This is a genomic window from Acinetobacter sp. CAU_H_S170_2 (assembly GCF_058890445.1).
Genome location: NZ_JBZYAE010000001.1, coordinates 881,124 through 907,592, shown reverse-complemented (window position 1 = coordinate 907,592; position 26,469 = coordinate 881,124). Strand labels below are relative to the sequence as shown.

Sequence of the window (26,469 nt, the reverse complement as noted above, 5' to 3'; positions counted from 1 at the left end):
TTAGTTATCCAATTTCTTTATTTTGTTATTGATTGCATGTAGATAGTAATTCTCTTGCTTGTCAGTGACAAATGCCTGTGTCAAACCATTTGCATCTGTTTTTCCATAGCTTATATGTCCATCATCATTCATTAACATGTAAAAAGTGAAAGGCAGCAACTCTTGGGTTTCAGTATCCCTCAATTCAAATTGTATTTTGTGTAACCCCGATTTAGGTATTAAGGGAATGGTTGCATGAACACTTTCCCCATCCAAAAACTGATGTTGCCCTGCTTTGACCTCAAACTTTCCAGCAGTGGTCGGTAATACCCCTGCACCACTAATCTCAATTTGACTACCACCAGCAGTTAGCACGATTTTCTTATTGGCCTTAATTTCAATTTGTTCTTCCGTGGAAATAATTTGAATGTCTTTCCGCGCAATGACATCGAGTGCATCACCTTGAGCCTGTATCTCAACCTTACCCTTGCCTGCATAGGCTCTTAGCCCGTCCTGTGCTGCAAAGAGACTGATTTTCTCACTGGCATGTGCAATCAACGATTTCTGTGTAGAAAGGTTAATACTCTCCCCTGCACTTTGGCTGATTTGACCATCAGCTGAGAGATAAAGGTCTTCATTACTGCTGACAGCAACTGAGTTCGGTGCAGAGAGAATCATGATGGCTTGTTTAAATGCATCTGCCTTGTTTTGATCATGTTGTTCAATCTGTTCTAAGAAGCCTTTTAAGTTCTCTAAAACTTCTAGTGGATCTGTCTGTTGATTCTTCGCCACTTCACTTAAAGCTTGGCTATTGTTTAAAGTTCCTTCAAGTTGTTGTTTGGCAGGTTGAGCATTCAGATGTGTACCTGCAGCTTGATCTTGTTTATGGCTACTGAGCAGTAATCCCTCGCCTGCTCGAATCGCGCCCCATTGATCAGTTCGAAGCTCGAAGCCTTCTCCTCGTCCTTCACTTGTCTCCGTTTCTTTGGGGTGGCTGAGGTTACCGAGGTTTAGCTGAGTTGCCCCATGACTACTTTGTAGTTGAGTCGAGATTTGACCTGTGGTGTCATCGAAGCGGAGTTGGTTATAGCCTTCACCCCCTATTTCTTTAGAGCGAATCCCTGCCAGTTTCTTGGTCTCTGGCAATTGACCTTTCTGATCAAATTTCGTTGGGCTGCGCTGCGCTTCATGAATCCGTCCAACCACAAAGGGACGGTCAAGATTGCCATCAAAGAAATCAATCACCACGATTTCACCAATGCGTGGTAAAAAGCGTGCGCCATAGCCCTCACCCGCCCATGGGGTCAAGACATCAACCCATGCCGAGTCTGTATCATTGTCATTGGCGCCTGCACCGCCATCATGGCTGTGGTCATCGTTGCGGGTAAAGAGGAAGCGAACTTTGATCCGTCCCCATTCATCCACATGAATTTCTTCGCCACTTGGTCCCACGACTTTGGCACGCTGTGGGTGTGTGGCTGGTCGGTGCTCTATCGGGTTATAAACTGGAACGGTCGTGATGTGACGACGCTGTAAACTTAGGTGGTTGGCTTGGCGTTCGCTTGGCACTGCGCTGGTTTTGAGTGACCATTGGCTTTGTTTCAGTAAATGCTGAATTTGCTCACTCAGATCTTTGGGCAAGTTGTTTTGATTATAGAAAGTCTTGGTCGTGATCAGAAATTCTTTGTCTGCGTCACTGTGTTGATCAAGTTCAGGATGTTCATGTAACTCAAACCAATACCCCACTTGGGCATCACGTACGGTGCTCTGTGCAGTGAATTGTTTCGCCTGTTGGTTGTAGACATTACTCAGGGTTTGATTGAGTTTTTCAATTTGGCTGTTTGATGCTGCTGTCGCCTGATCTTCTCCATTTAAATCTTGCATCCATGCAGGGCTAATATGCCACGCTTGTTCTAAGCTGAGGCTAGCATTGTCTTGCTGTGTACTGTGTTGATGTTGGCTTTGGACTGAACCTGCGCCTTCTTCTTGACTCAGGTGATCGGCTTGCCAACGTTGGATATGGACTGCAGTGGGTTGCAGGCTGCGCTGTGCACTCAGACTGATGATGCTATCCTGTTGTTCGGTAGCACTAGAACGATGAAAACGAATCTGTCGACGCTTTAAGGCTTGAAACTGACTGTTGTCATCCAAGAGTCTAAGTTTTTGGGCTTGAATCGGATGACGAGTATGAGGTACATAGAGTTCAGCTTCATCAATCAGCCAGTTGATGCCTTCACTGCGCCAGAGCCGTGTTAGAAAGTCATAATCGGTTTCATTTGACTGCATGATGAAGGGACGAACATCGGTCTCTGTATTTAAACCAGAAAGATCAAGACTGAGGCTAGCAGCAAATAGCGGACTTTTGCTCTGCCATTCCTTAAAGAGTATTTCACTGACATCTCGCACACTTTTATTCATAAACACTCGGCTGTTGCGACGTTTATGCCAAAGTGCCGTTGCGTCTTCTAAGCGAAGTTTGTACAGGGTCAGTGCACCATCACTTTGTCCTTGTTCGGCGTGGGTGATGATCCCTGTACTGCGAAATAATGTGCCTTGGTCTGTGACCTGATCGACCGCGACTTGTACCCCGATAAATTGTTTGAGTGGAATCAGGGCATTGGTTGAGAGGCAGATCAATTCAACGTTTAAACCTTGGTTTAATGCATGTGTGCCTTCAATATGCTGCAAAAAGGTGTCATGATTTAATGCAGCATGTGAAAATTGTGCATGAATGGCACGTTTTTGTGCGCTTAACCCCAATTGCTCAAGCACTTGAGTGATTGTATTTATCATCGTCTATATTTTTAAAAAGTAAGTTTCAGTTATCATTGATCGCAAACAGCGATCATAAATTAGGCGCCATTATAGCCAGATCAATCCGACAAATGAGCAGAGTTTTATTCTTATTATGTAAACAACATAATGCTCCGAGCAACTGCGGAGCATTTTTATGGAAAATAATTTCACTTTGATTAAGAAATTTAGCGTTTTTCTTAATTCTCGAGCTGTAATCTACGCTCAGATAATGCTTTGCTCACCACTTGATAACCTGCAGTCATACCTAAAGTCGCCATAATGCCTGCCACGATTATGTCTGGCCACAAACTACCTGTACCAAACACACCTATTGCAGCAAAAATAACCGCAACATTTCCAATCGCATCATTTCGGCTACAGAGCCAGACCGATTGCATATTAGAGTCACCTTCTCTAAAGGCATATAAAATGACGGCACAAACCACATTCGCAAGCAAAGCAATCACACCAATCACCCCCATGGTCATAGCTTCAGGTGGAATTCCCAAAGCATAGGCATAGATCACTTTACCAATCACCACCAAGCCAAACAACGCCATGGTCATGCCTTTGAGCAGTGCCACTGTCGCCCGCCAATACAAACTCGCACCAAGCACCGCAAGTGAAATACCATAGTTGACTGCATCACCAAAGAAATCTAAAGAATCGGCCCATAAGGATGATGAATGTGCATAAGCTCCACCAATAAGCTCCACCACAAACATGGCTAAATTGATCAATAAGGCAATCCACAATACCGTTCTAAACTTACTATTTGGCTTTTGCGGTGCGGGTGCACAACTGCAAGAAGAACATGCCATATACACAACCTCTATCCAGACCTAATCATTTTCTATTATGATTAAAAACTATGGAGTCGCTCTAAGGTCAAGCAAAATGAATCAACAAAACTCATCTCCTGTTTATTTGATGAAAGACTTAGTCCATAAAACAGGATTAAGTGCCGATACCATTCGTTTTTATGAAAAAAAGCATTTATTAGAGCCTTCTTTTCGCGGGGACAATAACTATCGCTATTATCAAGATGATGCACTTAAACGACTCATTTTTATCAAACGTTGCCGCGCGCTAGATATCTCACTCAAAGAAATTGAATACCTGATTGAACTGGAACAAAAGCCTCAACAAGACTGTAGTGCGGTCAATCAACTGATCGATGAACATTTAAAACAAGTCGAACGAAAAATCATTGAATTGCAAAAATTCCAGATACAGCTACAACAGCTTCGACAGTCCTGCTCAACTCAATCAACCATTGATGATTGTCAAATTCTAAGACATCTTGAAGCAGGACTTACAGATGCATAAAACACATCAACGTAGAATTTAGAATATGGGTATTACTCAGTTTTGCTACCTATTTACTTGAACCATTCGTGGGCAATGCAGGATTTTTATCCTTATTTTATTTAATTTTTTTATAAATTCACAAATAAAAGAATCTAGCTTCACATCAAATCTAATAAAATAATCCCTAATTATTTCGGATAAAAGGCCGCAAAGAACTCTAGCTTTTTGATGATTAGCGCCTCAGGTAATTTTTATATAACCGATCTTTTACTTTATAAAACAAGGATATTTAAATTTACTTCTATCCTTAGCCACATAAAACCATAGATCTAGATATTTATCATTAAGCACTCAAATCCAGCGTTTGAACATGTAATTTTCGCGTCTATAACCGTTTAAATTCCGAGTTGTTTACTAGGTTGAATCTATTTTTTAAAGCCCTACAATAAACCCATATTTTTTTTATGCCTTAGTTTAATCATGAGCATTCATCACGTTACTGAACTTCTTTCTCCTGCAGGTTCGCTTAAAAATATGCGTTATGCATTTGCCTATGGTGCAGATGCAGTCTATGCCGGACAACCTCGTTACAGTTTACGTGTGCGCAATAATGAATTTGATCATGACAATCTGGCTATCGGCATTCAAGAAGCGCATGACTTAGGAAAAAAGTTTTATGTGGTCGTCAACATTCAACCGCATAACTCGAAACTCAAAAACTTTATTCGCGACCTCACACCTGTGGTTGCGATGCAACCCGATGCCCTGATCATGTCGGATCCAGGCCTGATTATGATGGTACGCGAGCATTTTCCAGACATGGATGTGCATCTTTCCGTTCAGGCCAATCCAGTCAACTGGGCTACTGTGAAGTTTTGGAAAAATATGGGACTGACTCGTGTCATTTTGTCCCGTGAATTATCCATTGATGAAATTGAAGAAATTAAGCAACAAGTGCCTGACATGGAAATTGAGGTTTTTGTGCATGGTGCGTTATGCATGGCGTACTCAGGACGTTGCATGCTTTCAGGCTATATGAATAAGCGTGATGCCAATCAAGGGGCATGTACCAATGCTTGCCGTTGGGAATATAAAGTTCATGAGACTACGCAAGATGAAAATGGTGATGTGATCCCAGTCCAAAATCTGAATACAGACTCCAATTGCTGTTCAAGCCCTGATGCTGATGAACTGCATATGCAAGCACAGCATCAGTTCGATGAACCCGTATTACTACAACGTAATGAAGAAGACATGTTTGCTGCTGAAGAAGACGAACATGGCACTTACTTTATGAACTCAAAAGACTTGCGCGCGGTGCAGCATGTTGAGCGCTTAACCCAAATGGGGATACATTCTTTAAAAATTGAAGGACGTACCAAGTCTTATTTTTACTGTGCGCGTACAGCACAAATTTATCGCAAAGCCATAGATGATGCGCTCGCCGGTAAACCTTTCGATTCCTCACTCCTGACACAACTCGAAGGTCTGGCCAACCGTGGTTATACCGAAGGTTTTTTACGTCGCCACGTGCATAGCGAATATCAAAATTATGAAAATGGTTCATCCAGTTTTGACCATCAACAATACTGCGGTGAAATTTTGGAGCGCAATGGCGATTATCTGAAAGTCGATGTCAAAAACCGTTTTGTAGTGGGTGATGTGCTCGAACTCATGACCACTTCAGGCAACATCACTTTTGAACTAACAGAAATCCTCGATAAAAAAGGGAATCCAATACTTGAAGCGAAAGGCTCAGGTCATGTGGTTGAAATCCCAGTTCCTGCTGATGTCGACATGCACTATGCCCTGCTCATTCGCAACTTACCGCATTCAAGTACCGACATTTCAGCGCCTGCCTTGGCTTATGTTGCAAGCTGACTGGGGTTAATGCCATGGCACTACGAATAACGGATGCATGTATTAACTGCGATATGTGTCTTCCTGAATGTCCCAATACCGCTATTTTTGAAGGTGATAAAATTTATGAAATAGACGTCAACCGCTGCACCGAGTGTGTTGGTTTTTATGATACCCAAACCTGTGTGGATGTTTGCCCAATTGCTTGTATCGAGCAACATCCAGAACACGTTGAAACACAGCAACAATTGTTAGAAAAATTTAAAGGATTGAAATTATTTAACATCTAACCTTGGGGAAAGTAGAAAAGAAACCGAGTACTGACCACACTCAGAGTTTCAAAACAAAAACTGGGCAAAGAATAACAATAAACAAAAACTAAATGAAAAAGCCAAAGTGACTGGGGAGCACTTTGGCTTTTTCTTTGTACAAAATATTTGCTTTAAACGAAAAAAAAGGAACTGAGCTGTTAGCGACTCAGTTCCTATCAAGGGTAAAACCAAAGATCAGCGATACAACATAAAGGGAAAAAGCCAACGTATATTTTGGGAGAGCGTTGGCTTTTTCATTTCACACTTACAGCCCAGAACGAATAATATAATCAAAAGCAGATAGAGATGCTTTCGCGCCTTCACCTGTGGCAATGATGATTTGCTTGTATGGCACAGTCGTACAGTCACCTGCGGCAAATACACCTTTGACATTGGTTTCGTTGCGATCGTTAATCATAATCTCATTACGGTTTGAAAGCTCAACAGCAGTCTCTTTTAAGAAATCAGTGTTTGGTAATAAACCAATTTGCACAAAGATTCCTGCAAGCTCAACCGTATGTTCTACATCAGTTGCACGGTCTTTATATTTCAATGCCGTCACTTGTGAACCATCACCCACAACTTCGGTCGAGAGTGCATTCAGGATCACCGTAGTGTTAGGCAAGCTATGCAATTTGTCTTGCAACACTTGGTCGGCACGTAGTTTGGTATCAAACTCAACCAAAGTTACATGTTCAACAATCCCAGCAAGATCAATCGCAGCTTCGACACCTGAGTTCCCCCCGCCAATTACTGCTACACGTTTGCCTTTAAACAGTGGACCATCACAGTGTGGACAGTAAGCAACACCACGAGTGCGGTATTCTGCTTCGCCTGGCACATTCATTTCTCTCCAACGTGCACCTGTTGAAAGAATCACTGTTTTAGATTCAAGCTTCGCACCATTTTCTAAAGTGACTTCAACCAAGCCATTTGCTGTCTCATCCGCACCTTTGATGTTAGAAACACGTTGTAAGTTCATGATGTCCACACCGTACTCACGTACATGTGCTTCCATTTCAGCAGCAAACTTCGGCCCTTGAGTCTTTTGAATCGAGGTATAGTTTTCAATGTCCATGGTATCCATGACTTGACCACCCATACGTTCAGCCACGATCCCTGTTTTAATGCCTTTACGTGCTGCGTAGATGGCAGAGGTATTTCCTGCAGGGCCACCACCAATCACTAAAACATCAAAAGCATCTTTGGCATTGAGTTTTTCAGCTTCTTTGGCAGCGGAATTGGTATCCAGTTTGGCAATAATTTCTTCCAAGGTCATACGGCCTTGACCGATATGGTTATTGTCTTGGAACACCATCGGTACAGCCATAATTTTGCGCTCTTCGACTTCGTCTTGGAAGAATGCACCATCAATCATGGTTGCTGTCGTGCCCGGATTGTAAATGGCAATCAGGTTCAACGCTTGCACCACGTCTGGGCAGTTATGACAGCTTAAAGAGACAAATACGTCAAAGTCAGACTGGATGCCCAAAGCTTTGATTGAGGCCAAAACTTCATCAGATACTTTGGGTGCATAACCTGAGGTCTGTAACAATGCCAAGATCAAAGAGGTAAACTCATGTCCCATCGGTAAACCCGCAAAGAACACACGTGGTTGTTCACCGGCTTTTGCTACACCAAAGCTAGGTGCACGTGAGTTTTGACCATCAAAACGTGCAGTCACCAGTGGAGACAGTGCTGCAACTTCTTCAACCAATTCTTTAATTTTGTCTGATTTCTCAGAACGGTTCAAAGTCGCAACCAATTCAATCGGACCTTCTAGGCGTTCAAGAAGTGTTTTTAATTGAGCTGAAGTATTTTGATCTAACATTGTTAAGCTCTCCAAAGCAGTCTGTAAAATTATTTGATAGAAGAATCATAGAGTAAATCTAAAAATAGATAAAACAGTTTGTTTTTATTTTAATAATCGGTTTTATAGATTTAAAGATATTCATCATAAAAAGTCCCATTAAACGCAGGACTTTAAATGAAGTCAAAGCTTAGGATTCACTCTGCATCCGCTGTTCAATTCTTAAAGTTCTGGCTTTTAACTGACGCGTCAGACCAAACAACACAAGACTCAGCACTGCCATCAGTAGCATCAAGATAAGCGAGAAGAATTGCATGACCTTAGTGAACTGCGCTGCTTGCTGAACTTGTTTTTCTACACTTGCAGCCATCGGTGTGAGTGTTTTGCCATAGAGTTGATGCTGCATCGTCCATAACTGTTCAGGCTTAAACCCATATTCAATAAAATGTGAATCGTTTTTTTCTGCTTGGACCAGAGCAAGCACATGCGGAATGGCTGCATTTTTATCGACAGGTTGATGTAACAATGCCGTTTGCGCAAGCAAATAATGTTTTACGGGCATTTGAATTTGAGACTGCTGCAAATACTGCGCTATTTCACTTTGCTGAATATTTTTATCGTAGTGTACGATTTGCTGAAAAGCCTCGCTTTCATCATCTTTTAAATCATATTGCACATAAGTCAGCCCTGACCAAAGCAGAATAAAGGCAATCAGCCATGCCACAAACTTCAGTATAAAAGATTGAAAACGTACATAGAAAAAATGAATTTTCCGTGCATAGTGCACCAGTATGAATGCTCCAATAAAAGACACCATAATCTTGACTACAAGCCAACCAAACCATGACAGCAAATTCAGAAAATAATCTGGCTGTTGTCCAAGTGATGCTAAATTTGCATCGACACTCATGGGCATATGTAGTTGCTGTATTTCAGCGCTCAGTCCAAAAAAGCTATAGACAAAATCAGGTTGTAGAAAATAGCTAATGCTGGAGGCAATAAACAAGGCGGCACTCAACATACACCATAAACTCAGTTTACGTTGACGTTGTTTGAGTGCAACCACGCCTTGTTCAATGTGCTGAGGCTGAACAACATACTCATCTAAGGAAGGCAAATACTTCTCCTCTATCGACCACCCACCTTGGCATTAAGATGGTGTCGTACGATTAGAACTTGAGTCTAAAACCAGTTGATTCAAATTGTCCTGCAAACTACGCAAACGTGTGGTTGCTTCAGCACGTTTCTGCATCCCTTCTTTTTGTATTTGAATCACATCATTTACTGTTTTAATGAGGGTGTTTTGTACATGTTCAAGCGTCTCAATATCAATCACTGAACGTTGATTGGCTTTTGCTGTATCTACTGAGTTTTGATGTAACAAATCAGCATTGCGCTTCAACAAGTCATTGGTCACATCGTCAATGGTATTGGCCAACTGCACACTATTCTTCTGCTCATTTAAAGAAATCGCCAGACTAATTTGATTTTTCCATGCAGGCAATGTGATGTTTTTAATCGCATAAAACTTATCGACCAACATCAAATTATTAGACTGGATAATACGAATCATCGGTAATGTTTGCATGGCTGATTGTTGTAAAACCTGCAAATCACTTACACGTTTTTCCAAATTATTGGCTAAATGATTGAGGTCGTAAACTCTCTGCGTTGTGGTTTGGTCTTGCGCCTGTGCAGTCAGTGTTGAGATTTCCTGCTGAATTTCATCCTGTTTCAACTGACCCGCTGCGATATACACACCGAGCTGTTTATATTCACTTTGTACACCATGAAACATCCGATCGAGTGTATCAACGCGTGCTTTTAAACCAGACTGCGATTTTTCAATTTCTTTCACCAAAGTATCTATTTGTTCTTTGGTGGTATTAAAGTGCATATCAATATTATTCTTTGCCCCTTTAATTTTGCTCATCAAGCCACCGAAGAAACCTGAATTTTTCTTTTTATTTAAGATACTTGAGGTATTAAGCTGTTGTGCGACTTGTACCACCTGATTCAGCTTTTGCCCTGTTTCATCAAGGTCCTTGTTTTGCACTAAATTTAACAATTCATCGGTATATCCTGAAGTTTGTGTCGCAATATTTTTACCATACTCCGCCACGGCGTTATGGTTGATTTCTGCCAACTCTTTCCGTGCTGCCAAGACCGCATTGAAGTCATCTTGTTGCAAGCCAATTTCTTGCAAATTTAACTGTTGAAACTTATGTTCAATCACTTCGGTGGTTGGCTCTACCACAAGACTGTTTTGTTCTGAGTTGGTCATAATTCACCTAATCTATTTCTTAAAGTGTTGGTTTCTGTAGTGATTTTTTTAAGGTACGAATCAATTTTTCACGGCTATTATCGAGCTTTTCCAGTTCAATTGTCGAGCTTGATTGCTGCGATTGTTTGACATGATATTGCCATGCTGGGATCAAGACCTGCTGCGCTTCTTTAAAACGATCTAACAAACTCAATGAAAGCTGCTGAGACAACTGCATTTGTGTAATCGCAATATCATTACTGCTTTGCAAAGTTTGTAAACTATTTATTTTCTTGGATAAACGTTCTGCAAAATTATCTAAAGGATGTGCATTCTTCACAAATTTAGGATATTCCATTAAAAATGCTTCAGCCGCAGATACATATTTGGCCATTTGCTCACGTAAGCCTGTTAACTGCTGATAACGCGCCTGTGACTTTTGAATTTCAATTTGTAATTTTTGGCTGAGATGATTGGCTCGATCCAACAACTGATCCAGTTTTTTATAGTATTCAACTTGGGTTGAACCATATTCAATATCAATTCCCAGCCACTTTTGCAGCCCATTAAATTTGCGCTTCTTCAAGTATTTTTTTGAGTCAGCCAGTGACTGTATCAGTTGCTCAATGGTCTGACTCAACTGTAAAGTGAGCTGCGGGTCCACTCCATTTAACAGCACAGACTGTGCTTGAATGACACTATCTGCATAATGATTGAGACGATATTGATCGTTCAGCAACGGAACCAAATCATTACGCTGGATACTTAAAAGTTCATCTGAATTGACTGGTATATTCCTTAAAGGAACAAGAACGTCAATTTGTGCCATAGTGCTTTAACCCAATAAAGAAATTGAATAAAATCATTTTTATAGTACAGCTTTTATGTCAAATAACATGTAGATTTTTGCAAAAATGCTGTGACATCTTTTGTGCCGTAGAAATTATCACGAAGGTTATATCTGTTATTCAGTACTCTATTCGTACTAGGACTCAAACCTATTGAGTAGAAATAAAAGATCCAATCAATACATACTCTATTTTTATCTTCTGTGGAGTTACAATCCTTTATGAAACAAAACGCATATTTGAAGTCATAAAAAAGCCATGATCAACATGGCTTTAAAATGGGGTGTTTCGAAATTATAAATAATCTCCTTCACGCTCAGGTTGATAAACCACTTTTTCAATTTTGACTTTCATCATTTGACCATCTGGCTGCGGCCATTCAATTTCTTGACCTTCAGCTAAGCCAAGAATTGCTGCACCAATTGGGGCTACAACATTGACCTGTCCCTTCTCGCCTTTAAAATCATGCGGATAAACCAAAGTAATTTCAGATGCTTCTGTAGATGGCGCAATGGTCAGTAAAACTTTTGCATTCATCGTTACCACATTGGCAGGCATATCTTGTGGAGCAACAACATCGGCGCGTGCCAACTCTTCTTCAAGCAACTGCATGGTCGGTGTAAGTTTAGGCTGATGTTCTAACATCGTTTCTAAACGATGAAGATCCTGCTCAGAAATGATAATTGCTGGGTTTGCCATGTGCTGCATTCCTATTTGAATACGGTATGAATAAAATTCTTATTAAAAATAATTTATTAGCCTATAACTTCTGTTATATCAGAAATGCAGTCTAAATTACATTTCAACTGATTTTGATTTTTTAATGCTATAAAAAAAGCCCCCTTGAGGGGGCTTTCTCAAGTCAGAACTTAGTTTGCGTAAACAGGAAATTTCGCACAAACAGCTTCAACTTTCGCTTTAACAGCGTTAATCACAGCTTCGTCACCTTTGCTGTCTAAGATATCAGCGATCCAGCCAGCAAGTTCACGTACTTCAGCTTCGCCGAAACCACGAGTCGTCACAGCCGGTGTACCAATACGGATACCAGAAGTCACAAATGGTGAGCGTGGGTCATTTGGTACAGCATTTTTGTTCACAGTAATGTGAGCTGCACCTAACCATGCATCTGCTTCTTTACCTGTTACATCTTGCTTAATAAGAGATAACAAGAACAAGTGGTTTTCTGTCCCGCCAGAAACGATGTCATAACCACGAGCAATAAGAACTTCAGCCATTGCTTGAGCATTCTTCACTACTTGTTGTTGGTAAACTTTGTATTCAGGAGCCATTGCTTCTTTAAAGCAAATTGCTTTAGCCGCTACCGCATGAACCAATGGACCGCCTTGGTTACCAGGGAATACAGCTGATTGTAATTTTTTCTCAATTTCTTCGTTTGCTTTCGCAAGGATTAAACCTGAACGTGGGCCACGAAGTGTTTTGTGTGTAGTGGTTGTTGTTACGTCAGCAATTTGAACTGGGCTTGGGTAAACACCAGCAGCAACTAGACCAGCAACGTGAGCCATATCTACAAATAGGTAAGCGCCAACTTTATCCGCGATGTCACGGAAACGCTGCCAATCTACAATTTGGCTATAAGCAGAGAAACCAGCTACGATCATACGTGGCTTGTGCTCAACTGCTAAACGTTCAACTTCTTCGTAATCAATCTCGCCAGTTTCAGGGTTTAAACCGTACTGAATTGCGTTATATGTTTTACCAGAGAAGCTAACTTTTGCACCGTGAGTCAAGTGACCACCGTGAGCCAAGCTCATACCCAAAACAGTGTCGCCTGGGTTAAGAAGGGCTAAGTAAACAGCAGAGTTTGCTTGTGAACCTGCATGCGGTTGAACGTTTGCGTAATCTGCACCGAAAAGCTCTTTAGCACGGTCAATCGCTAATTGTTCAATCACGTCTACATATTCACAACCGCCGTAGTAGCGTTTGCCTGGGTAGCCTTCAGCATATTTGTTTGTAAGTTTTGAACCTTGCGCTTCCATTACTGCTGGAGAGCAATAGTTTTCAGAAGCAATCAGTTCGATGTGCGCTTCTTGGCGAGCATCTTCATTTGTGATTGCTTGCGCGATTTCTGGATCAAATTCAGCAATTGAGATATTGGCAAACATTAGCGAGGTCCTATGAAATTAGGGCTTTTAAGCCGTGCTAAGATTGGCGCGTATTGTAGCATGAAGTTTATAAATTTCGAGAACGAACTTTACGCAGTTTTAAATAAAAAATCGCTCACGAAGCAGAACTCCATGAGCGATTTGGGTCAAAGCAAATTACTGAATTGGCATGAGAGTTTTGACATCGTCAACAATATCATCGATATTTTCACTAAACGATGTGGTATGGGTCCATTTCGTCGTTTCACTGTCATCAGTCACATAACGAATATTGTTTCCAGCTTGAGAAGCTCCAGCATATAAAATATTCGTAATCGCTCTTGGAACAGTCGTGTCATTGGTGCCTTGATAAATAATAATTGGCGCTGTTTGTTTGACCTTCAAAGGCTGAGATGTGTTATCTAAAAAGTTTTTTATGACTGGCAAATCTAGAAATCCTGTTTTTGGGTAATATCCATTTAATGTGTTATAACCAGTCGCTAAAGCCCACATTTCCGTATAGTAATTTACAGAAACAGTCCCTGAACATGCCGATTCAGCTGTTCGTGCAATACGGGCTGCTTCAGACTCAAACACTTGCCCGTACAAAGTTATATTGGGTGGATTTTGCATACCTGCAGTGATGAGTGCAGCATAGGTATTCAGTGAAGTATAAGTAGCAACCTGTTGAGTTGCTGGCAAATTTGCAACACTTGCAGCCCCCACTTGAAAGATCGTTTTTAAATTAGACGCAGGTGCAATCGCAACTGTCCCTTTATAATCTAACTGCGCGCGACTTTGATATTCACCAGCACCTAAAGCAGCATGACCGCCCTGTGAATGCCCAACCGTCACCCAGTTTTTTGAAACCGATTTACCTTGCTTGGTTAAGTAGTCACGTGTTGCAACTACTGCATCTGTAATCGAAAAAGCTTCACTTTTTAAATTAAGATAAGGATGGGCTTCTGTACCACTTGGCTCTCCCAGTCCTTCGTAATCGGGAGCAACAACAACATATCCCGCGCTAAGTAACTCATTAATCATCGATTTTACATCAGGATCCATAGAAGATTTACTTGGCGCGCAAATATCAGCAACACCAGTAGTACCATGTGCCCACACCACTATTGGCCAACCTTTCGCCGGAGCTACTGTTTTAGGAGTAAAAAGCAATGCAGTTGCGCGAGTTTCTTTATTGTCCTGACCCAGCATTTTATAAGTCATGACCACACTTTCACCAGCCGTAGCTGACATATCTGTAGCTGTATATGCTGTTGGCGTAGTTACGACTGGATTAACAATATTATTTTTAGGAATCCCATCATCCACACCAACAGAAGTTGAATCGCCATCCCCTCCTCCACAGGCTGTTAAAACAAGCATAGAACTACTGACGAACACGGCCAATATATGTTTTTTCATCTTAAAATTCCTTAATGACATTTTTTCTTGTTGTAACGATTCAAATCACTTGAATAGATTAATGATTTACGCCTCAAAATGACGCATGGCAAGACCAGTTACGAGAATGATACAAAGTGAACATTGTCTGCAAATGCACACTCACCATTGTTATAAAAACTGGTCATTGGAATTTAAAATAAATCCTGATCCCACAACTGAATTCAGGCAGTGAGCTCTTCTCTAGTCTTTGTTTGAACCGAATCCCAAAGAATTATTTTAATTTTAAGCAATCATTTTCCTTTTCAACCCGCCTAAATAAATCGATAAGTAGCTTCCAACTTTTCCCTTGCTTAATAAAGCCTGATCTCTAATCACCTAGCTTCACCAGATGATTTAAACACCATCACTGCACAAAATCAGCGAATAAACCACAAATCTGGCAGTCATAGGCTGTCTTGATAGTCTTGAAAATGATAAATTTATTCAGCTTTTAATTTTCGGATATGCACATGCAAGCCATTATTCTCGACACAGAAACCCATACCCTAAATGGTCAACCCATTGAGATTGCATATGCACCGATTGAAATTACAAATGGCAAATTAAGCCTAGACAAAAGCCAAGTATTTGATCAGCTCTATACCGTCGATGAACCAATCTCATTCGCAGCGATGGCTGTGCATCATATTTTAGAGTCAGACCTCGTTGGGAAGCCCCTCTATACGACCTTTAAACTACCCGCCGAAACGCAATACATCATTGGTCATAATATTGATTATGATATTCGTGCTATCGAAAAATGTGGTGTCGATACTTCTCATATTAAAGCGATTTGTACACTCGCCCTTGCACGTTTGGTCTGGCCTGATGCTGAAGCCCACAATATTTCAGCACTCATTTATATGATTTCAAAAGGCAGTGAAAAAGCCCGTGAAATGATTAAAAAGGCCCATCGTGCCGATATGGATATTATTTTAACAGCCAATATTTTAATGCATGTGGTTCATCAATTAAAAATAAACAGCATGGAGCAGTTATTTGCTGTCTCTGAAGATGCTCGTATTCCGCGAGTCATTAATTTTGGCAAGCATCGCGGAACAGCGATTGCCGAACTCCCTGCTGACTATATTCAGTGGTTAATGCGTCAAGATGAACTCGATCCTTACTTACGTAAAGCTTTAGAGAATACGAGCATTAAAACGCTCTAAAATGTATTGTCATAAATTCTTAATATTGTTGTAATTTTCACCCTGTATGTTCAGCCTTAATTTATTTGTTCGGGGGAGTAAATTAAGGTATGAATCATTATCAAAAAACAGCATTAGGTTTAGATGCTTTACAACAACGTCATATCCCACTCAATGCGCGTCAAAGACGACTATTGGTTTTAATTGGTACAGAAGATTTTGAACAATTGGCTGATCAGTTCAAACAACGCATTGCAACGCCTGAAATCCTCGAACAATTAATTGAATTGGGTTTAATTCATTCCACACAAACATCTCGCGTCTCTAGCTCAATACAACCGTCATCGGAGGCTCAATCATCGACGTCTGTACTCGAAAATAGTCAGAATAACGTCAATCCAATAGATTTAGACAGCAAAGCGCAGACTCCTGCACCACCCGCTCCTACACAAAGCCCAGCCCCACCACTTAAAGCTTATAGCTTTGAAGAAACACGCGATTTGATGATGAGCTTATTACAATGTTATTGTGGCTTAATGGCAAAACAACTCATTCTTCAAATTCAATCGGCGACAGACTTACACAGTCTCAAACGCTGCCAAATGCAATGGATTACGACGTTACAGGAAAGTCGAATAGAACCCACAGTACTCAACCAACACTTACAACAGATCAATCATTCACTGTTGCGTTTGCAGGCAGCTTAAATAAATTCAACGAATAATTGAGTCTTAGTTAAGATTTAAAGACTACAAGTTTTATATTTTCTTCAAGCAATAAATCTTAACGTCTTTCATCGACTGTTTAAGACTTTGGCACAATGGTTACTCGAACCATTCATCAAATAGCTTGATAAATAGGAACTATGTGTGAAGTGATATCCTAATTTCACTTTATGATCTTCAATATAATCGCTCAAAAAATTTATCCCTTATCTTCTGCGATGGGATAACTTAACTTGATATAGATCGCCCATAAAAAAGCCCATGTAAACATGGGCTTTTTTCAATAGGGTTAATCAACAACTCGGTATATATTTTCCGTTTGCCGACTTTCAAATAACAGTTCAATACTAGGCAGAATCACTTCACCATCAACAACGATATGTTCAATTCGTTTAAACAAATCCAAACGTTCTGCTTCGGAGTTTTCAGGTACTTGTCTTAACTGGGCCTTCACATTATACGTTTGGCTGTATTGGTCCTTTACCTTTACATCTACAAGCTGAGTCATGGTCATTTTCCTTTTCTTTTTTTAGCTCTGTTTAATCTTATAGCACAAGTTTTTTCCAACACTGCCCTTAGAGTTGTTAGAATTTATCGCAATGTTAATTTATATAAATATTTTCAAAATCATAACTATAAATCATAAACTTAAATCAAATATGCTTAACAACCGAGATACATAGTCATATTTTTTCACATAAAAAAAGCTCGCATTGCTGCGAGCTTTTCTATGTTGGAAGGCTAGTGCTGATTTATTGTTTGAACATTTCGTATCAAACTCAACGAGCTGTCATTGATCCGTCCAACTACATCGTAGCGTCTTAGTTATCGACCTACTGTAAGTACAATATAAAAGCATTTTTTACTCTCGACAAGAGCCTATGACATTTCGAAACAACTGTACAAATAAAAGCCAGTTGATATTTTTTAAAAATAAGAGACCCTACTGAAAGGTAAAATCGAGATAACATCTCAGCGTCAAATCAAGTAAAATCGCGCATTCAACCTATGAGTTCTTTTCCATCTTAGTTCAATCCATTTTGAGTGATTTATATCGGTATTGTCCAATACAAAACTAAACTCATTTATCAAAACTGATTTGTTTAATTACAGTTTTGAACTTTAGCATTGGTTACATCTTTCGGCTTGCAAACAGCAGATCGGCAAACTGGCCTACTCTATTGTTTATTATAAGAAAAAATACGGGATCGATATCCACTGCACCACAAAAATGGGCTATGGCTTGTTCATCTGTTATGAGAGACCTTTGATAGTCAACGTAACTACTGTTCTTGGAAACAATGCAACCTATCGCAGTTTAAACGATTGGTGCCAATGGCGGTCATCAGGCCGCTGTAATTGGCAACAATGTATATATTGGCCCAAATGTCTGTATTATCGATCATGTTAAAATTGGCGATAATGCCACCATCGGTGCAGGTAGTGTGGTCACCAAAGATATTCCTGATAATGCAACAGCTGTAGGTAATTATGCAAAAGTCATTCACTATAATAATGCTGGAAATTCAGTAAATAAACGCTGGCTGAATTGCAACTAAAACAACATCAGCATAATTGAATCAATTTAGCACTCTATAAATAAAACACAGGCTGACAATTTTTATACTCCGTAAATTTTAAGACATAATATGTTGCTGTTGTATTTAAAAAGCTCATGACTACGAGAAATTAGCTTAGGGTAAATCTTCGTTTTTGTTCTATGAATAAGATAGAGGTATATCATGACCACGATTAATATTTCAGACATTAAAGAACATTCTAGTGTAATTGCCGTATGTGGAACGAAGATTGGAGATGTTGACCACATAGAAGGTAAAGAGATCAAACTCACCAAACATGGCGATGGGAAACACCATATTATCCCAAGTGCATGGGTAAGAGAAATTCGAGAGGATCAGGTCATGTTAAGCAAAGATGCCCAAGAAATTAAAGATAATTGGATTGAAGCATAGGTTCAAAAATTACAAATCTACCAGCCTTTGGGCTGGTAGTTCATATGATATACACACTGAGTAGATACAAAGAACATAATGCCTATCTAAGTTCGATGAATATTCACTTATAGCAAAGGTATAAAATTCACTCAATTACAACATTCTTAGTCTTTAAAAGGATTTGAAACTTTATCTTTAAGGCTTAACCAAACCAAAAAGGTCATAATAAATATAAGTAATCCAATCACAATAAAGAATGTTTCGCCCACAGCAAAACCTGTAATGAGTGCCCCTAAGCCGATTAATGATAATAAAATGATCAATCCGATGCCTAAGACATTCATGTTTGTTCTCCAATGACCGAAATAATAAAGAGCTCATTATTGCGTTTAGGCATGTCAATTTAATGTTGTTTTCATTAAACTTTAATAGTGCTTTTGATTGATTATGCGCTATTGTGTACTATTCATATTATCTTAATGAAAACTAATGTAATTTTTATATAAAAATTACATATATATTAATATGAAGTTTCTCTATACTTAGAAAAATACCAGCAAGCAAATTCGAGCAATTTTCACCCAGATTGATTTCAGTCATGAGAATTGAGCTTCTACAGGCGTCACAACAAAACTTTAAAAAATCTGTTCTTGTCTTGGGGGCATGAGTGATCAAGAAATCTGTTTTTCATAGTTTAGATTTACAAAAACTTATTTTGATTTTAATTATTGGCTGTGTCTCAAGCTTGTTTCTAATTTCAATTTTTGTTCTGAACTATGTCATCAAAGAGCAGTTAACCGAAAACTCTTTAGCTGCCAATCAACGCTATGCCTCAAAAATTGCATTTAGTACCGACAAATATTTTGAAAGTATGTTGAGTGAGCTCCGCTATAGTGCTCAAATTGTTGGTCAAGATTTTTCTAATCAACAGGTTTTAAAAGCTGAAGTTACACGTCTTAAAGGTCAATCACAAAAATTTAACTCAATCACGATTATCGATAAAAATGCTTTTATTTTGGAATACTCACCCGAGACCTTACATGTTAATCAAAAGAAGCAATATAAAACTCCAGGTATTACCGAAGCATTAAAACTCAAGAAAACCTATATTTCCTCTCCATACAAAGGCTTGTCAAACAATTTAATTGTGCTGATTGCTCAGCCTATTTTTAATCGTAAAAATGAGTTCCTCGGTATCGTCACGGGCTCGATTTATTTGAATAAAGAAAACTTGGTGAGTGAGCTGTTAGCTACCACTTATTCTTATAAGAAAAGTTATACTTATGTTGTTGATAATAAAAATAAGATCATCTTCCATCCAGATAAAGCTCGCATTGGAGATTCATTAAAAAATAACACAGGGATGCAATATATTACCTCCCACCCCACTGGAAAGATTGCACTGGTCAATAGTAAAGGGATCGAAAACCTTGCCGGGTTTGCGTCAATTCCAAGTGTGAATTGGGTTGTTGTGTCACAACAACCGACGTTAGAGTTATTAAGCCAAGCCAACTCGATCATCATTAAAGTAACACTGGCTATGCTCGGCTTCTATTTACTCTTGTTCATTTTTGTGTGGAAACTTTCTTACTGGATTTCGTCACCACTCAATAAGCTTGCACAAATGGCCAGCATGTTGACGCGCCCAAATATTGATCAAGACATTAAAAACATCGATCCTTGGTATTTTGAGGCTTTACGCTTTCGCACCGCTCTCTTGCTTAGCTCCAAACATTTTAAAGATGAAATTGCAGAGCTTAAACAACACGTGAATACCGATCCGCTGACGGGACTTTATAACCGCCGCGGTATGAAACTATTCTTAAATGAATTAGAAGCAACCAATACGCCTTTTTCGGTACTGACATTGGACATCGATCACTTTAAAGCAGTGAATGATAACTATGGGCATGATCAAGGTGATAACGTATTGAAAAAGTTAGCGTCTCATATGAAAAGCAACTTTCGTCAACATGATGTGTGCTGCCGTGTCGGTGGAGAAGAATTTATTGTCTTTGTGGTGCACGAAGATCCGAAAATTGCCTATATAGCGGCTGAACGACTTCGTAAAACAGTAGCACAAAGCTACATTGACCCAATTGGAACGATCACGGTTTCAATTGGTATCGCCTCTTGGCCTCAAGACTCAGAAAATATTCAAGAGGTGATTAAATTGGCAGATCAAAAACTCTATCAAGCCAAGAATGATGGTCGAAATTGTATCCGCTCGACATCATTGGACTGATATAACTTTCATTAAATATAAAATTAGGCCAAATCATGCAGTGCTTTTCAGATCCATCTGTTCAAAAATGAAAAGGCCTAAAATAGGCCTTTTCATGCAAGATGATTCAACTTATATTTTTAAGTTCTATCATCTACTTCGCTCGGTTTTTCTAGTTCTGCATCATTTAACAACTGCCCCGTATGTTGCGGCTTAATCAAGGGTGCAGTCGGACGTGGGTTACGCTGCGTATATTGTATACCTATGCCCGCTTTGACATCATCAGCTGCAACTTCGGTTTCAAAACGTTGATTATCTAAAGCTCGGATATCCTCACTCACCTGCTGAATTTCATCCTGACTTGCGCCCAGTTGCTGCAAGGCCATTTGACCTAAAGCCAATGCAGACTCAAAGGTTTCTCGAACCATCAGACTGACATTTTTCTTAGACAAATACAGCGCGTGTTCACGGTCATAGGAACGAACAATCAGCTTAGCCAAAGGAAATTCAGCATTCACCAACTCTACAATTTTATTAATCGTTTCTTTGTGGTCGACACAGACTAAAATTGCTTCTGCGGTATCTGCCCCTGACGCATGTAAAATATCTAAACGACATCCATCGCCATAGTAGACATCAAAACCAAACTTTTCCGCATTTTGGATCATGTTGACATCATTATCAATAATGGTCACATCCACACTACGCGCCAATAACAGCTGACTCGCCACTTGACCAAAGCGACCAAAACCAATCATCAATACTTTACCCGTTAAGCCATCGGCAACCCTGACCTGATCGAGTGAACTTTCATTCTGCTCAAGGGTAAAGCGTTTAAACAACACCCCAATGATTGGCGTCAACACCATAGACAATACGACAATCGCGGTTAAATTCGACTTGATGGTATTGTCAATAATTTGAGCTGTCGTCGCAGCACTAAACAATACAAAGGCAAACTCGCCCCCTTGTGCCATCAGTAAGGCACGATCTAAAGCCTCGGGATGATTACTCTTGGTCAAACGCGCGACCACATAAATCATCAGTGCTTTGGTCAACATCAATGCAATTACACCACTGACAATCAGCGGCCAATTTTGCCTGACCACTGCCAAGTCCAAAGACATTCCGACACCTAAGAAGAATAAGCCCAGTAATAGGCTTCGAAAGGGTTCAATATCCGCTTCAATTTGGTGACGGAAAGTCGACTCGGACAGTAACACTCCCGCTAAAAATGCGCCCAGTGCCATGGATAAACCACTGAGTTGCATCAGTAATGCCGCACCCAGTACTACCAATAACGCTGCAGCAGTCATCACTTCACGCGCTTTGGCAGCAGCTAGAATTTTAAATAATGGATTGAGTAACCAATGCCCTGCAACAATTAATCCAGCGATGGCCAACAGTCCGATGCCAATCCCTTGTAAATCGATAGATGAGCTTTCCGCCGCTTGATTAGGTGCCATAAATGCAACCAATGCTAATAAGGGAACGATCAATAAGTCTTCAAACAATAAGATCGCAACGATTTTTTGACCACGTCGTTGATGCAGCTCTCCGCGATCATTTAACAGTTGCATCACTATCGCAGTCGACGTCAGAACAAAGCCCGCAGCACCAATGAACGCTATTTTCCAGCTAAAGCCAAACAACATGCCCATACCCGTTAAGGCAATGACCGAAATAAGGATTTGCAAACTGCCCAATCCAAAAATCTCTTTCCGCAAACTCCATAAGTGCGAAGGCTGCATCTCCAATCCGATGATAAAGAGGTACATCACGATGCCGAGTTCAGCAATATGTAAGATAGCTGTGGGATTGTTAAAAAAGGCAAAACCAAACGGCCCAATAATCAATCCAGCAATTAAGTAGCCTAATATCGAACCTAGACCAATACGTTTAAAAATAGGGACGGCAATGACCGCTGCACTCAACAGTACAACAGGCCCAACCAGTCCTAGTGAATCTACTTCTGCACTCATTTTGTTCTCATCTTGGTTGTTGGCAATCCATGCCAATTTCACGCTATTTTAATTTTATTCACTAAAGTCTATGTCAGTACGGATAGGATGTCTCAGCGCTGATCTTTTCACTCTGCATGTCCGCAGACTTACCATCAACACTCAACATACTGCGAATTTAAGCATCGCTTGACCAGCCTATGTTTAAAACTATATACAGCATTGTTGCTATACAGCAAGATTTTATTCGAGGAATACAAAACACATCACTACATATGAACAGAAGATAATCAAGAGCAGATTTTTATAACAGATAGATACTTAAAAATTGTATTTAGTATGATTCCACCATCAAAGATAAATGACACCTTTGATGATAGGACTGACATTCGTAATTTTTACTCCATCCAGATAAAATTGGACGTCGTATGTTCAAGCATATTTTCTCGCCCCAGCCACACAAACAATGGCTGCCAAAGTGACGGCCAACATCATCCAACTCACGCTTTCATGTAGTAATAGAGCGGCAAGTGCAAGACCCATAAAGGGTTGAAATAATTGCAGTTGACCAACAGATGCAATGCCACCTTGTGCTAATCCTCGATACCAAAACACAAAACCTAGCAACATGCTAAAGACAGAAACATAAGCCAGTCCTATCCATGCGGCTGTACTGACATGCTGAAATGAAATAGGCATGCTCCATAATGCTATTGGCAACATCACTGGTAACGAGAGCACTAAAGCCCAACTAATGACTTGCCAACCGCCCAGTGTTCGCGAAAGTTTTGCCCCTTCTGCATAGCCCAGCCCACATAAAATAATTGCTGCCAGCATGTATAGGTCGCCTTTCCATGCAGTACTCGTTTCCCCAAGTGCAGCATAACCTGCTACAAAAATGGCTCCTAGCACTGAAAACAACCAAAAAAGTGGCTTGGGCCGTTCACCCCCGCGTAGAACTGCAAAAATCGCAGTACTAATAGGTAATAATCCTAAGAAAACGATGGAGTGTGCAGAACTTACATGCTGTAGGGCCAAAGCAGTTAAGAGTGGAAATCCGATGTCCACGCCCAATGCACTGACTGCAAGTGCAGATATGTTTGAAATGGTCGGGCGTGCTTGGCGAAGTAAAACCAGAAAAAACAATCCTAATAGCGCTGCAATTGTGGCCCGTGCACTGGTTAAAAAGATGGGGTTAAAATCGGCAACGGCGACCCGTGTTGCTGGTAAAGACCCCGCAAAAATAGCGACACCGATTAATCCGTTTACCCAGCCGCTGGTTGCCTGTTTCATGGCGTGATTCTCTTATCGTTAATCGCTCAATTTGAATATAGACCGCATGTTTGAATCGAGATACAATCCAATACAATAAATAAAAACTGTTATGTATAAAAAGCCCATACAGTTTAGGAGAAATGGAATGCGTAGCCAAACTCGAATTGATGCAGTTATGGATGAAATTAGACTCAAAATTAGCTCACGCACTTATCTCCCCAGTCATCGCCTTCCCTCTGTACGCCAACAAGCACGTACATTGCAGGTCTCTGTTTCAACCGTTGTCGAAGCCTATGAACGTTTAATGGCCGAAGGCATCATTCTGTCTAAACCCGGATCGGGCTTTTATGTGTCTGGCCCTGTCGCGCCACTGGCTTTAGCCCAAATAGGGCCTAAGCTCGATAGAGAGGTCGACCCTTTATGGGTCTCTCGACAAGCCTTAGATACAGATCACAGCACACTCAAACCAGGTTGCGGCTGGTTACCACCCGAATGGTTATATGAGACAGGTGTTCGACGTGCTCTGCGTAGCATGGCAAAAGCAGATAGCTTAGAACTGGTGGAGTATGCAACACCAGCAGGACATCCTGAACTGCGACAATTAATTTCTCGTCGTTTAATTCACATTGGCATTGAAGCTTCGCCTGAACACATCATGCTCACCGAGTCTGGCACGCAAGCAATTGATTTGATCTGTCGTTTTTTATTGGAAGCTGGGGATACTGTTATTGTCGATGACCCTTGTTATTTTAATTTTCATGCTCTCCTCAAAGCTCATCGCATTAATATTGTGAGTGTGCCGTATACTCCCCATGGCCCAGATTTGGAGATCTTTCAGTCTGTTTTAGCTGAACACTCACCACGGCTGTATATCACCAACTCAGGCATACACAACCCAACTGGTGCAGTGCTTTCCCCCGTCACGGCGCATCGCTTACTTAAATTGGTCGATCAAACCAATTTAGTCATTGTGGAAGATGATATTTTTGCCGACTTTGAACATACCCCTGCCCCACGACTGGCTGCTTTTGATGGACTCAATCGTGTCATTCAAGTTAGTAGTTTTTCAAAAACGATTTCAGCCTCTTTGCGCTGTGGCTATATCGTGGCCAAAAATGAATGGATTGAAAATCTAATCGATTTAAAGATCGCCACCTCTTTTGGTGGAGGCCGACTTGCCGCCGATATGGTGCTGATTGCCTTAAAAGACAGTGGATATCGTAAGCATATGGAAACGGTGCGCTTACGCCTAGCTCATGAAATGCAAAAAGTCATCACTCAGCTCGGGGCTTTAAATATTCACCCGTGGCTCGTCCCACAAGCGGGCATATTCCTGTGGTGTAAACTTCCCGACGGTTTCGATGCTGCGCTCATTGCGCGAGAGTGTTTAAAACACGGCGTTGTTTTAGCACCAGGAAATGCGTTTAGCCAATCCTTAAATGCACAGAATTTCTTACGCTTCAATGTCGCACAATCGGTAGATCCGCGTATTTTCGAAACGCTCAAAAATGTGTTAGCTCAACAGCAAAACTTAACATAATAAAAGCCTCTACTTAGAAATAGAGGCTTTTATTAAAATGGTTGAATGGCTTATGAACAATACTCGTTGCGTTGATGCTCAATTAAAGACAGCGCGGCATTCCATGCTTTCAGCATCACCATTTCAATCAATTCACTTTCAAACTGTTGAGCCGTATGTTGACGTACAGCTTCAGACGGAAGATGAAGCTCTGCTCCTCCCGCCATCGCCTTAATCTGCGCTTGGCATGCGCGTTCAAGGAAATAGATCTCGTGGAAAGCACGTTGAATCGAATCTCCTGTCGATAGCAAACCATGATTACGTAAAATCATGACTCGGTTTTGCCCCAAGTCTTTCACGAGACGCTCACGCTCTTCGGTCAATAACGCTACCCCTTCATACTCGTGATAACTGACTTTGTTATAAAACTTCAAAGCATGCTGAGACAAAGGCAATAAACCCTGTTTTTGTGCAGACACTGCAATGCCATCTGCGGTATGCGTATGAATCACACAGTGCACATCTTTACGTGCATCATGGATCGCGGAGTGAATCACAAAACCTGCGGTATTGACCAATTTGCCCTGATCATAATCCGCAATAATATTGCCTGCATAATCAATTTTAACCAAATGCGAAGCCGTCATTTTTTCAAAGGGAATGCCGTATTGATTAATCAGAAAATGACCATCTTCGTCGGGTACACGTAGACTAATATGTGTATCAATTAAATCGGTCATGCGGAAATGTGCAATTAGACGGTACAACCCCGCAAGCTGACAACGTGCATCCCATTCTTTTTCGGACACGACATCTTTTAGACTTTTCATCGCATGTAAACTGGTCATTTGTTATCCCTATTATCTCTATCCATTAAAGTTAACATTGAGCTTGAAGGAAAAAGCCCAACCCTGCTTAAGTCTTTCTCTCAACATAAAC

Annotated in this window: 22 protein-coding genes and 1 pseudogene; 9 read left to right on the top strand and 14 right to left on the bottom strand. The window is 40.6% G+C overall.

All coding sequences use genetic code 11. The features are described from left to right. A complete protein-coding gene (locus AC5EUN_RS04445) occupies positions 1 to 2,772 on the bottom strand; it encodes a type VI secretion system Vgr family protein (protein WP_010327172.1) in 2,772 nt (923 codons plus the stop codon). Between the two features lie 200 nt (positions 2,773 to 2,972). Further along, a complete protein-coding gene (locus AC5EUN_RS04440; RefSeq protein WP_010327173.1) occupies positions 2,973 to 3,596 on the bottom strand; it encodes a cation efflux transmembrane domain-containing protein in 624 nt (207 codons plus the stop codon). Positions 3,597 to 3,672: 76 nt separating this feature from the next. Here AC5EUN_RS04440 and AC5EUN_RS04435 point away from each other — a divergent pair, with 76 nt between their 5' ends. The 3 genes from AC5EUN_RS04435 to AC5EUN_RS04425 all read left to right on the top strand — a co-directional run bounded on the left by AC5EUN_RS04435 (position 3,673) and on the right by AC5EUN_RS04425 (position 6,236). Beyond that, on the top strand, positions 3,673 to 4,104 hold the full coding sequence (locus tag AC5EUN_RS04435; protein WP_010327174.1) for a Cd(II)/Pb(II)-responsive transcriptional regulator: 432 nt from the start codon (positions 3,673 to 3,675) through the stop codon (positions 4,102 to 4,104). Between the two features lie 462 nt (positions 4,105 to 4,566). Then, positions 4,567 to 5,967, top strand: a complete 1,401-nt coding sequence (trhP, locus tag AC5EUN_RS04430; RefSeq protein ID WP_029575076.1) for a prephenate-dependent tRNA uridine(34) hydroxylase TrhP — start codon at positions 4,567 to 4,569, stop codon at positions 5,965 to 5,967. A gap of 14 nt (positions 5,968 to 5,981) precedes the next feature. Beyond that, complete coding sequence (locus AC5EUN_RS04425) at positions 5,982 to 6,236, top strand: YfhL family 4Fe-4S dicluster ferredoxin (protein WP_010327176.1); 255 nt, start codon at positions 5,982 to 5,984, stop codon at positions 6,234 to 6,236. A 286-nt stretch (positions 6,237 to 6,522) separates the two neighbouring features. On the opposite strand, the gene ahpF is transcribed toward AC5EUN_RS04425, so the two are convergent. The 7 genes from ahpF to AC5EUN_RS04390 form a co-directional block, all read right to left on the bottom strand. Then, complete coding sequence (ahpF, locus tag AC5EUN_RS04420; RefSeq protein WP_493352174.1) at positions 6,523 to 8,088, bottom strand: alkyl hydroperoxide reductase subunit F; 1,566 nt, start codon at positions 8,086 to 8,088, stop codon at positions 6,523 to 6,525. Between the two features lie 169 nt (positions 8,089 to 8,257). Next, positions 8,258 to 9,184 carry a hypothetical protein gene (locus AC5EUN_RS04415; protein WP_010327178.1) on the bottom strand — a complete coding sequence of 309 codons (927 nt, stop codon included), beginning with the start codon at positions 9,182 to 9,184 and terminating at the stop codon, positions 8,258 to 8,260. Between the two features lie 33 nt (positions 9,185 to 9,217). Then, the gene (locus AC5EUN_RS04410; protein ID WP_010327179.1) at positions 9,218 to 10,351 is read right to left on the bottom strand and encodes a toxic anion resistance protein; all 1,134 of its coding nucleotides are present in this window, start codon (positions 10,349 to 10,351) and stop codon (positions 9,218 to 9,220) included. Between the two features lie 19 nt (positions 10,352 to 10,370). Further along, positions 10,371 to 11,159 (bottom strand): hypothetical protein, encoded by a 789-nt coding sequence (locus AC5EUN_RS04405; protein WP_010327180.1) that lies wholly within the window; start codon positions 11,157 to 11,159, stop codon positions 10,371 to 10,373. 313 nt (positions 11,160 to 11,472) lie between these two features. Continuing rightward, positions 11,473 to 11,877: a nucleoside diphosphate kinase regulator gene (gene rnk, locus AC5EUN_RS04400; RefSeq protein ID WP_004696044.1), complete on the bottom strand. Its 405-nt coding sequence runs from the start codon at positions 11,875 to 11,877 to the stop codon at positions 11,473 to 11,475. 170 nt (positions 11,878 to 12,047) lie between these two features. Then, the gene (glyA, locus tag AC5EUN_RS04395) at positions 12,048 to 13,301 is read right to left on the bottom strand and encodes a serine hydroxymethyltransferase (RefSeq protein WP_004982454.1); all 1,254 of its coding nucleotides are present in this window, start codon (positions 13,299 to 13,301) and stop codon (positions 12,048 to 12,050) included. Between the two features lie 156 nt (positions 13,302 to 13,457). After that, the gene (locus tag AC5EUN_RS04390) at positions 13,458 to 14,702 is read right to left on the bottom strand and encodes an alpha/beta hydrolase (RefSeq protein WP_010327182.1); all 1,245 of its coding nucleotides are present in this window, start codon (positions 14,700 to 14,702) and stop codon (positions 13,458 to 13,460) included. A gap of 491 nt (positions 14,703 to 15,193) precedes the next feature. Here AC5EUN_RS04390 and AC5EUN_RS04385 point away from each other — a divergent pair, with 491 nt between their 5' ends. Together AC5EUN_RS04385 and AC5EUN_RS04380 are read left to right on the top strand one after the other, a co-directional pair. Next, positions 15,194 to 15,892 (top strand): exonuclease domain-containing protein, encoded by a 699-nt coding sequence (locus AC5EUN_RS04385; protein WP_010327183.1) that lies wholly within the window; start codon positions 15,194 to 15,196, stop codon positions 15,890 to 15,892. Between the two features lie 89 nt (positions 15,893 to 15,981). Then, entirely contained in the window at positions 15,982 to 16,578 is a 597-nt protein-coding gene (locus AC5EUN_RS04380) for a hypothetical protein (protein WP_010327184.1), read from the top strand. Positions 16,579 to 16,885: 307 nt separating this feature from the next. On the opposite strand, the gene AC5EUN_RS04375 is transcribed toward AC5EUN_RS04380, so the two are convergent. Next, complete coding sequence (locus AC5EUN_RS04375; RefSeq protein ID WP_004696033.1) at positions 16,886 to 17,104, bottom strand: hypothetical protein; 219 nt, start codon at positions 17,102 to 17,104, stop codon at positions 16,886 to 16,888. A 514-nt stretch (positions 17,105 to 17,618) separates the two neighbouring features. Between AC5EUN_RS04375 and AC5EUN_RS04370 the strand changes: the two are divergent. Next, a pseudogene (locus AC5EUN_RS04370) lies at positions 17,619 to 18,155 on the top strand (serine acetyltransferase). A 183-nt stretch (positions 18,156 to 18,338) separates the two neighbouring features. Further along, a complete protein-coding gene (locus AC5EUN_RS04365; RefSeq protein WP_010327186.1) occupies positions 18,339 to 18,569 on the top strand; it encodes a DUF2171 domain-containing protein in 231 nt (76 codons plus the stop codon). 146 nt (positions 18,570 to 18,715) lie between these two features. Here AC5EUN_RS04365 and AC5EUN_RS04360 read toward each other — a convergent pair whose 3' ends face one another. Then, complete coding sequence (locus tag AC5EUN_RS04360) at positions 18,716 to 18,895, bottom strand: hypothetical protein (protein WP_029575077.1); 180 nt, start codon at positions 18,893 to 18,895, stop codon at positions 18,716 to 18,718. A gap of 323 nt (positions 18,896 to 19,218) precedes the next feature. On the opposite strand from AC5EUN_RS04360, the gene AC5EUN_RS04355 reads away from it, so the two are divergent. Continuing rightward, positions 19,219 to 20,796 (top strand): sensor domain-containing diguanylate cyclase, encoded by a 1,578-nt coding sequence (locus AC5EUN_RS04355; RefSeq protein WP_010327189.1) that lies wholly within the window; start codon positions 19,219 to 19,221, stop codon positions 20,794 to 20,796. 119 nt (positions 20,797 to 20,915) lie between these two features. On the opposite strand, the gene AC5EUN_RS04350 is transcribed toward AC5EUN_RS04355, so the two are convergent. Both AC5EUN_RS04350 and AC5EUN_RS04345 read right to left on the bottom strand, forming a co-directional pair. Beyond that, positions 20,916 to 22,757: a monovalent cation:proton antiporter-2 (CPA2) family protein gene (locus AC5EUN_RS04350; protein ID WP_010327190.1), complete on the bottom strand. Its 1,842-nt coding sequence runs from the start codon at positions 22,755 to 22,757 to the stop codon at positions 20,916 to 20,918. A gap of 411 nt (positions 22,758 to 23,168) precedes the next feature. After that, complete coding sequence (locus AC5EUN_RS04345; RefSeq protein ID WP_010327191.1) at positions 23,169 to 24,029, bottom strand: DMT family transporter; 861 nt, start codon at positions 24,027 to 24,029, stop codon at positions 23,169 to 23,171. A gap of 127 nt (positions 24,030 to 24,156) precedes the next feature. Between AC5EUN_RS04345 and AC5EUN_RS04340 the strand changes: the two genes are divergently transcribed. Beyond that, the gene (locus AC5EUN_RS04340; protein WP_010327192.1) at positions 24,157 to 25,551 is read left to right on the top strand and encodes an aminotransferase-like domain-containing protein; all 1,395 of its coding nucleotides are present in this window, start codon (positions 24,157 to 24,159) and stop codon (positions 25,549 to 25,551) included. Positions 25,552 to 25,601: 50 nt separating this feature from the next. On the opposite strand, the gene AC5EUN_RS04335 is transcribed toward AC5EUN_RS04340, so the two are convergent. Continuing rightward, a complete protein-coding gene (locus AC5EUN_RS04335; protein WP_010327193.1) occupies positions 25,602 to 26,378 on the bottom strand; it encodes a class II aldolase/adducin family protein in 777 nt (258 codons plus the stop codon). Positions 26,379 to 26,469 lie beyond the last annotated feature (91 nt).

Coding starts and splice junctions, on each gene's coding strand:
- rnk (WP_004696044.1), bottom strand. CDS start 11,877: ATGGCAAACCCAGCAATTATCATTTCTGAGCAGGATCTTCATCGTTTA.
- AC5EUN_RS04435 (WP_010327174.1), top strand. CDS start 3,673: ATGAATCAACAAAACTCATCTCCTGTTTATTTGATGAAAGACTTAGTC.
- AC5EUN_RS04340 (WP_010327192.1), top strand. CDS start 24,157: ATGCGTAGCCAAACTCGAATTGATGCAGTTATGGATGAAATTAGACTC.
- AC5EUN_RS04410 (WP_010327179.1), bottom strand. CDS start 10,351: ATGACCAACTCAGAACAAAACAGTCTTGTGGTAGAGCCAACCACCGAA.
- AC5EUN_RS04445 (WP_010327172.1), bottom strand. CDS start 2,772: ATGATAAATACAATCACTCAAGTGCTTGAGCAATTGGGGTTAAGCGCA.
- AC5EUN_RS04380 (WP_010327184.1), top strand. CDS start 15,982: ATGAATCATTATCAAAAAACAGCATTAGGTTTAGATGCTTTACAACAA.
- AC5EUN_RS04385 (WP_010327183.1), top strand. CDS start 15,194: ATGCAAGCCATTATTCTCGACACAGAAACCCATACCCTAAATGGTCAA.
- AC5EUN_RS04335 (WP_010327193.1), bottom strand. CDS start 26,378: ATGACCAGTTTACATGCGATGAAAAGTCTAAAAGATGTCGTGTCCGAA.
- ahpF (WP_493352174.1), bottom strand. CDS start 8,088: ATGTTAGATCAAAATACTTCAGCTCAATTAAAAACACTTCTTGAACGC.
- AC5EUN_RS04360 (WP_029575077.1), bottom strand. CDS start 18,895: ATGAATGTCTTAGGCATCGGATTGATCATTTTATTATCATTAATCGGC.
- trhP (WP_029575076.1), top strand. CDS start 4,567: ATGAGCATTCATCACGTTACTGAACTTCTTTCTCCTGCAGGTTCGCTT.
- AC5EUN_RS04405 (WP_010327180.1), bottom strand. CDS start 11,159: ATGGCACAAATTGACGTTCTTGTTCCTTTAAGGAATATACCAGTCAAT.
- AC5EUN_RS04440 (WP_010327173.1), bottom strand. CDS start 3,596: ATGGCATGTTCTTCTTGCAGTTGTGCACCCGCACCGCAAAAGCCAAAT.
- AC5EUN_RS04365 (WP_010327186.1), top strand. CDS start 18,339: ATGACCACGATTAATATTTCAGACATTAAAGAACATTCTAGTGTAATT.
- AC5EUN_RS04425 (WP_010327176.1), top strand. CDS start 5,982: ATGGCACTACGAATAACGGATGCATGTATTAACTGCGATATGTGTCTT.
- AC5EUN_RS04375 (WP_004696033.1), bottom strand. CDS start 17,104: ATGACTCAGCTTGTAGATGTAAAGGTAAAGGACCAATACAGCCAAACG.
- AC5EUN_RS04345 (WP_010327191.1), bottom strand. CDS start 24,029: ATGAAACAGGCAACCAGCGGCTGGGTAAACGGATTAATCGGTGTCGCT.
- glyA (WP_004982454.1), bottom strand. CDS start 13,301: ATGTTTGCCAATATCTCAATTGCTGAATTTGATCCAGAAATCGCGCAA.
- AC5EUN_RS04390 (WP_010327182.1), bottom strand. CDS start 14,702: ATGAAAAAACATATATTGGCCGTGTTCGTCAGTAGTTCTATGCTTGTT.
- AC5EUN_RS04350 (WP_010327190.1), bottom strand. CDS start 22,757: ATGAGTGCAGAAGTAGATTCACTAGGACTGGTTGGGCCTGTTGTACTG.